7 protein-coding genes are annotated in these 6,884 nt (G+C 45.1%); 1 reads left to right on the plus strand and 6 read right to left on the minus strand.

The genetic code is table 11. The annotated features are described in order from the left end of the window. Window positions 1-27: 27 nt before the first annotated feature. Complete coding sequence (locus LHL20_RS16260) at window positions 28-1,329, minus strand: hypothetical protein (protein ID WP_226434045.1); 1,302 nt, start codon at window positions 1,327-1,329, stop codon at window positions 28-30. A 209-nt stretch (window positions 1,330-1,538) separates the two neighbouring features. On the opposite strand from LHL20_RS16260, the gene LHL20_RS16265 reads away from it, so the two are divergent. Next, entirely contained in the window at window positions 1,539-2,210 is a 672-nt protein-coding gene (locus LHL20_RS16265) for a hypothetical protein (protein ID WP_226434046.1), read from the plus strand. Between the two features lie 2 nt (window positions 2,211-2,212). Here the strand turns inward: LHL20_RS16265 and parE are convergent, their stop codons facing one another. From parE to nudF, 5 genes are all read right to left on the minus strand, one after another. Then, window positions 2,213-4,108 carry a DNA topoisomerase IV subunit B gene (parE, locus tag LHL20_RS16270; protein ID WP_159624116.1) on the minus strand — a complete coding sequence of 632 codons (1,896 nt, stop codon included), beginning with the start codon at window positions 4,106-4,108 and terminating at the stop codon, window positions 2,213-2,215. A gap of 77 nt (window positions 4,109-4,185) precedes the next feature. Next, window positions 4,186-4,767 carry a YqiA/YcfP family alpha/beta fold hydrolase gene (locus tag LHL20_RS16275; RefSeq protein ID WP_226434047.1) on the minus strand — a complete coding sequence of 194 codons (582 nt, stop codon included), beginning with the start codon at window positions 4,765-4,767 and terminating at the stop codon, window positions 4,186-4,188. A 99-nt stretch (window positions 4,768-4,866) separates the two neighbouring features. Next, entirely contained in the window at window positions 4,867-5,691 is an 825-nt protein-coding gene (locus tag LHL20_RS16280) for a metallophosphoesterase family protein (RefSeq protein WP_226434048.1), read from the minus strand. Continuing rightward, on the minus strand, window positions 5,688-6,128 hold the full coding sequence (locus LHL20_RS16285; protein ID WP_159624122.1) for a DUF1249 domain-containing protein: 441 nt from the start codon (window positions 6,126-6,128) through the stop codon (window positions 5,688-5,690). Before LHL20_RS16285 ends, LHL20_RS16280 begins: the two co-directional genes overlap by 4 nt. Next, window positions 6,125-6,751, minus strand: coding sequence for an ADP-ribose diphosphatase (nudF, locus tag LHL20_RS16290; protein ID WP_226434049.1), 627 nt, complete (start codon window positions 6,749-6,751; stop codon window positions 6,125-6,127). The genes LHL20_RS16285 and nudF overlap by 4 nt, the downstream gene beginning before the upstream one ends. Window positions 6,752-6,884 lie beyond the last annotated feature (133 nt).

Genomic DNA, 6,884 nt, shown 5'->3' on the forward strand with positions numbered 1-6,884 from the left:
TGCGCTAGAATCACTGTACGTAAAGCCCTAATTTCTTGGCGCATACAGCGCCACTTTACCGATTCTACGTTCAATATCGCTTACCTCACGAAGATAAGCTTCACTGTCTACTTGACCGTATTGCTCAACGAAGGCTTGTTTACTTAAGCCTTCTGGCAATCCGTCGATGGGTACTATGATTTCCAATTCACTTTGAATACGCGCAAGTGCATTTTGAACCTCTTGCGCCGTAGACAATGACGTCGCCACTTGCGCAAATCGTGTACCTGACATGTCGGCTGCCAAATCAACAAAACTGTAACCCGAGCCCCCTTGAGCTCTATCCATCAGCTCTTTAAATTCACCAATAGCAAGTGATATACCTTGTTTAGATAAGAGTTCCAAAGCAGCTGAAATAATAAAATGGCGTGCTAAGTCATTGCGTTTGTGCAGCACCGCACCTCGTTTAGGCTTAAGCGCTTTAATCGGGTTAGGCTGAATATCACCCACTAGCTGACCAACGCGGTGATGGCCCACATAGGCTGCTAACGCAATGATCACCGCTTTGTTGTGTAGTACGGCTTGTTCAGGTGTTTCACTTTGCTCACGAGCTCGCGCCATCCCCTCTCGCAAATACTCCATCAGAGAAATGGCTTTTGGACTTAGTGCAATGTCTCTTCCTGAAATATAGCGAAGATAATAAGCACTGAGCTTTTCAAGCTCAGTTTCTTGCTCTGGGGCTAAATTCAAACTGACAACGTTAAGCTCAGTCAGCAGTGGGTCAAGTGGACCAACATCCAGCGTGAGTTCACCATTATTCATACTGACTTGCTCCACACGAGACAGAGCGATAGTGGCGATTTGAGATTCCGTATAGAAGTTAACCGTGTATTCCAAGAAGCGAAGAAGCAAATTGCCAGATAAGGTTATATCGCCAATTTGCACTTGTTCAATACGCAGACTATCTCCGGGTAAAACAAGTGCTGATACGTTAACAAAATAGCCTGAGCGGCTGATGGCGTAGGTCACACTTACCGTGCCGCCTAACGGAGATATATTCACGCGACCTTTAAAATCAGGAAGCGCGCGTTGCAGCACACCCACAAGGCTTTCAACCTGCGTTTCTGTTAGCTCCAGCTGGTGACTTTCTTGTCGTTGCGAAAATGCTTGTTGCAGTTGATTTAAAAGTTTATTAACGCTGTCAGCACCATCGAGTTGCTGTGGTGCAGTATTGTCGACTAACGGCGCTTTTTGTACCGCTAGATAGGTAAAGGTGGCAGCGCCAGCAAGCACCAATACCACAACAATAACCACACTAAGCAAAAGCCACTTAACACTGCGTAACATCATAAATTTTAAAATAGCCTTGGCGCAATAAAATGAATACGTCGTCTATACTACGTTAAGTTCATCACTGCCACCAGTGACAAGTGGAATGACCAAGCTTTACGCCTCGTCCATTGCCTTACTCTTTCAAAAAACAATATAGGCCGCCAAAAAGTCAATCGACGTGAGCTGTGATACACTGTATTTTTGATTGTCGTTGTGAGTGAATTGCTGTGTTTTATCACATAATGGGGCTAGTGAGTGCCGCATTGTTTTTATTGACGTGGTTGGGGCTGTACGCGCAAATCAAAGCGATGAACAAATATGAGCACTTGTCTTCAGATGCCAACAATAGCTTATCGCTCAATCAATTTGGTTCCAGTTATTTCGCTTTTTTCTCCATTTTTCTTTTCGGCATTTCGGTTGAGCCCTTTAACCATTACCTAGTGTGGACACGCTGCGGTGCACTGCTCCTCACTCTTATTATCATTTATAAAATTTGGGCACAAAGACGCACATCACTTACCGCGCTGGTTACGGTGGTGGCCGGGCTATCGCTGATGGCGGGCTTTGTGTCGATGTACTTTCGGCCCTTTCCCACCTTGGCACAGTTTGGTGCCAACGCGCTAATGTTGGTGGTCACCGTTATATTGTTCCAAGGTACGCTACATCAGTGGGTGGTACTGCGTCGCAGACAAAAAGTGGGCTCGCTATCAGCCACTTTGTTTAAGAATATTCTAATAAAAGATGTCAGTACGTTAATGTTTGGCCTAACCATGCCGATTAACCAAAGCTGGCCGTTGTTAATACTAAACGGCACGAGTGTTGTGATGCGCGGCGCAGTACTGATTCAGATGCTAATACTAAAACGCCGCGAAGAACGCGGCGTAGTCGAGATATCTTAGCGTTACAACGCCACTTCGGCCATATTACCTTTGCTCTCAAGCCACACTTTTCTGTCGCCAGAACGCTTCTTAGCAAGCAGCATGTCCATTAACTCCATCATTTCTTCAGCATCTTCAATGGTGAGTTGCACAAGACGACGAGTGTTAGGATCCATAGTGGTTTCACGAAGCTGCAGCGGGTTCATTTCACCCAAGCCTTTAAAGCGTTGTACGTTAATTTTACCGCGCTTATTCTCCGCTTCTATTCTATCTAAAATGCCCTGCTTTTCACCTTCGTCCAATGCATAATACACTTCCTTACCCACATCGATACGAAACAACGGTGGCATAGCGACATAGACATGCCCTTGTTCTACCAGCGTTCTGAAATGACGCACAAAGAGCGCGCAAAGTAGCGTTGCAATGTGCAGACCGTCCGAGTCAGCATCAGCCAAAATACAAATTTTTCCGTAGCGTAAGCCTGATAAATCCGTTGAATCAGGGTCGATACCCAGTGCCACCGAAATGTCGTGAATTTCTTGCGACGCCAATACTTGAGATGAATCCACTTCCCAACTATTTAAGATTTTACCGCGAAGGGGCATGATCGCTTGAAACTCTCTATCACGCGCCTGCTTAGCTGAGCCACCTGCTGAGTCACCTTCTACCAAAAAGAGTTCTGAGTATGAAATGTCCTGCGATGAACAGTCGGTCAATTTGCCTGGCAACGCTGGCCCTTGTGTAACCTTTTTACGTGCTACTTTCTTGGTTTGGCGAAGACGGCGTTGCGCGTTGTTAATACACATCTCAGCCAACGCTTCTGCAATTTCAGTGTGCTGATTCAACCATAGGCTAAACGCATCTTTTACGATACCTGAAACAAATGCACTGGCTTGGCGTGATGACAGACGCTCTTTGGTTTGCCCAGCAAACTGTGGGTCTTGCATCTTGGTTGACAAAATATAGGCACAGCGGTCCCAAATGTCATCAGGTGATAGCTTAACGCCGCGCGGCATCAAGTTTCTAAATTCACAGAATTCGCGCATTGACTCAAGTAGGCCTTGGCGCAAGCCATTTACGTGGGTTCCCCCCTGCGCGGTTGGAATTAAGTTCACGTAGCTTTCGGTAACAAGATCACCTCCTTCAGGTAACCACATTACCGCCCAATCTGCGGCTTCCGTATTTCCGCTGAAACTGCCTACAAATGGGGTATCAGCAGGCAGTGTTTCAAACTCTTCCACCGCCTGATAGAGATAATCTTTTAGGCCATCTTCGTAATACCATTCCTGGCTTTCTTTCGTTATTTTGTTGTCAAATCGAATGCGCAGCCCTGGGCTCAATACTGCCTTAGCGCGCAAGTTGTGCACTAAACGACTAACAGAAAATTTGGCCGAATCGAAATACTGCGCATCTGGCCAAAAATGTACGCGTGTTCCAGTATTACGCTTTCCGCACGTATCAATAATTTGCAAATCTTCTACTTTGTCGCCGTTTTCAAAGGCAATTTGATAAACATTACTATCCCGTCGAATAGTTACTTCAACACGTGTTGAAAGTGCGTTTACTACTGAGATACCTACACCGTGTAAACCACCCGAGAAAGCGTAGTTTTTATTTGAAAACTTACCACCTGCATGCAGCTTACATAAAATAAGCTCAACGCCTGAAATGCCCTCTTCGGGATGAATATCCACCGGCATACCACGACCGTCATCAATCACTTCAAGTGACTGGTCTTCGTGTAATATCACTTTGATATTTGACGCATGTCCAGCTAATGCTTCATCCACACTGTTATCGATAACTTCCTGCCCAAGGTGATTAGGACGGGTCGTATCGGTATACATGCCGGGGCGACGTTTTACGGGGTCGAGGCCATTTAGGACCTCGATAGCATCTGAATTGTATTGATTTGACATAGTTATGGTTGTTATTTAAGCCAGCAACAAACGTAATAAAACGATGGTAGCAGGGCTTGTAGATAGTGGCAATGAGCTTATTTTAGGAGAAAGCTCGCAATTGCTGGTAAGTGGTTTTCATAGCCGATAAAGCTGTGATCGCCCCCCTCTTCAATCACTAGTTCGCTGTTAGCATATTTTTGTGCGGCCAAGCGATAATCTAAGGTCTCATCTTCGGTTTGCAGCAATACTTTGTAGCAGGCTTCATCTTTAAGCGTTGATGCTTCAAGCGCTTTAATGACATGCATATCACTTTCGATAATTTCAAACTTCTCGCCGCTATACGGATTTTGATGAGCGCCGATGAAATCTTGCAAAAGCTCGTAAGGCTTAACCGCTGGGTTGATTAACACAGCTTTGCCCCCAAACTTTTCCAGCAAAAACGTAGAAAGGTATCCCCCCATAGAACTGCCGATAAGCTTGAGTCCATTTTCTAACAATGCAGGGGTGGACTCGATAAGTGCCAGCAGCTGTGCTTCCACTTGGCTAGGGAAGTTTGATAGTTCAGGAATATGCAGCATAACGTCACTGTGGTGCTGTTCAAAATACGCTTTGGTTGCTTGCGCTTTTACCGATTTGGGTGAACTTAAAAAACCATGTAGATATAAAATATGCTGCATACTGCTTCTCTTGTTTTCGTTGAGTGCCTTTCTTGTAAATAGGCTTGTCAGTCACGTCTATTCTTCAATGCCTTTGTATTGGACTTCTGGGGCATTGAGTTAGTGCTTTTTATAGGCAACGCGTCTTACATTTACTTCTACTGTGCCATCATAGCACAGGGTAAACTGCTGGTAGCCTGGGCTTTCCTCACTGGTACCAAACGTTTCTTGCATGGCCCACTGCCAACAGCTTGACGGGCATCCATATGATGGCGTGCCACGTTCACCGATGTGCTGACGAATGGGTGAATGCACGTGCCCGTGCAATACTGCCTTTATACCCGACTGACGGGAAACCAAGGCTTCGATATACTCAGCCCCCGCTAGCGCGTGTTTATCCATCCAACTCTGTGAAGGAAGAACATGATGATGTAACGCGACTATATGAAATAACGGACGATGAAGTATTTGAGCGGCTTGATTAGCGTCACATACTTTTTCTATCGCAATGACGTCTTGTTGCTTTACACTGCCCCCAGCACCGTGTTTATCGTAAGGGTGCCTTGTATCACAGCCGTGAATAAGCCAGTTGGCGCTATGTATAGGCGAGCCTGCTGTTAGTATATGGTCTGTTAATAATGTGTCAAAGTGCACATTGTTATCGTGATTCCCCGCTATGGCAAACCACGACACGCCTTGCGCTTCGATATACTGTTTCATTAATGACAGAAAGTGGATGTAACTCTCTTTTGAATTGTCACCACTGATATCGCCCGTTACCAATACAATTGCACTATCGGCACTTAAGCTTCTTGCGCCTTTTAGCGTTTGAGATACATCACGCAGCACACCCTCAAGCGCATAAAATGGGGCAATGCCATCATAGCCGCTTTTATCTTTGTCTTTCAGTAAATGACAGTCACTAATTTGTATAAGAGTAATCACGCTTCAGACGTTATATTTGAGGCATGTTGAAGACAAAAACTCAGCCACTCAGCCAAAAAGATGTTTACCATATGCTTTTCGTTTCGCTGCCGCATTTTTAAATTAGGGTAATCGTATGACGGCTGCAATGCGCCCGTGTTTTGGCTACTTATCACTTCGGCCATGCGAGCATCGTGATAAAGACGCACCGTCATGGACGGCGTTAAGTATGCAGGAAGCTCTTTAGTGGTTTGCACAATACTAAGTGTACTGGTGTAGCGCGCAGACTCTACGATGCGAATTTCGTAAGACAACCCTTTACCAACAGAAAATGCATAGCTTAAATCTTCCGTATCGCAATCTGGCAATATACGCAGCACATGCGAGTAGTTTAGCTCGCACAAAGCCTGCATAGAAGGAAGATGAGGTACATACTTTCTGTTATTACGTTGAGTCACGATGTCTGCCATTGCTCCAGGAGTTGAGTTTTGTGCATAAAGAACCATTGTAGCGCAATTACTGCCGCGGCGTTGTCAATATGGCCATTTTCCAGCCATTCAAGTGCTGTACTCTCTTTAACGCGATGCACTTTTATGTCTTCTGACTCAGAGTCAAGGCCATGTATGCCTTGCGCTTTACTGGCATCGGTTTTGGCAATAAATATATGCAATCGTTCTGTCGTACCGCCTGGACTCGATAAATAGCTCAGCGCTTTGGTCAATTTATCTAGTGTAATTCCCGCCTCTTCGAATGACTCTCTGTGGCAGACCGACTCCTCTGTTTCCCCTTCATCAATCATCCCTGCGATAATTTCTATCAGCCAGGGGCTTGAAGAAGTGGCTAGTGCCCCAATTCTTATCTGCTCGATTAGCACGAACTCTTGTAAATGCGGATCGTATGGCAGTACTCCTACCGCGTGACCGCGCTCAAAAATTTCGCGTTTCACAGTGGAACTCCATTCGCCGTTAAAGCATTTGTGCTTAAATTGATACTCGTTCATGGTAAAGAAACCACGAAACACTGGCTTTATGTCGGTAATTTCGACGTCATTTGAGGTAAATGAAAGGAATTCCTTGCTCATTTGCAGACACTTATGGTTCAAATAGATTTATCATACATAGTACATTTACACATCAACCGTGTACACGTGAGAAATTCACAAGGTATGATGTGTATTAATAAAAAGAAAACTCAATTTATAAGTCGTTTATTAC

It is taken from the genome of Alteromonas sp. McT4-15 (genome assembly GCF_020515205.1).
Classification (GTDB): Bacteria; Pseudomonadota; Gammaproteobacteria; order Enterobacterales; family Alteromonadaceae; genus Alteromonas.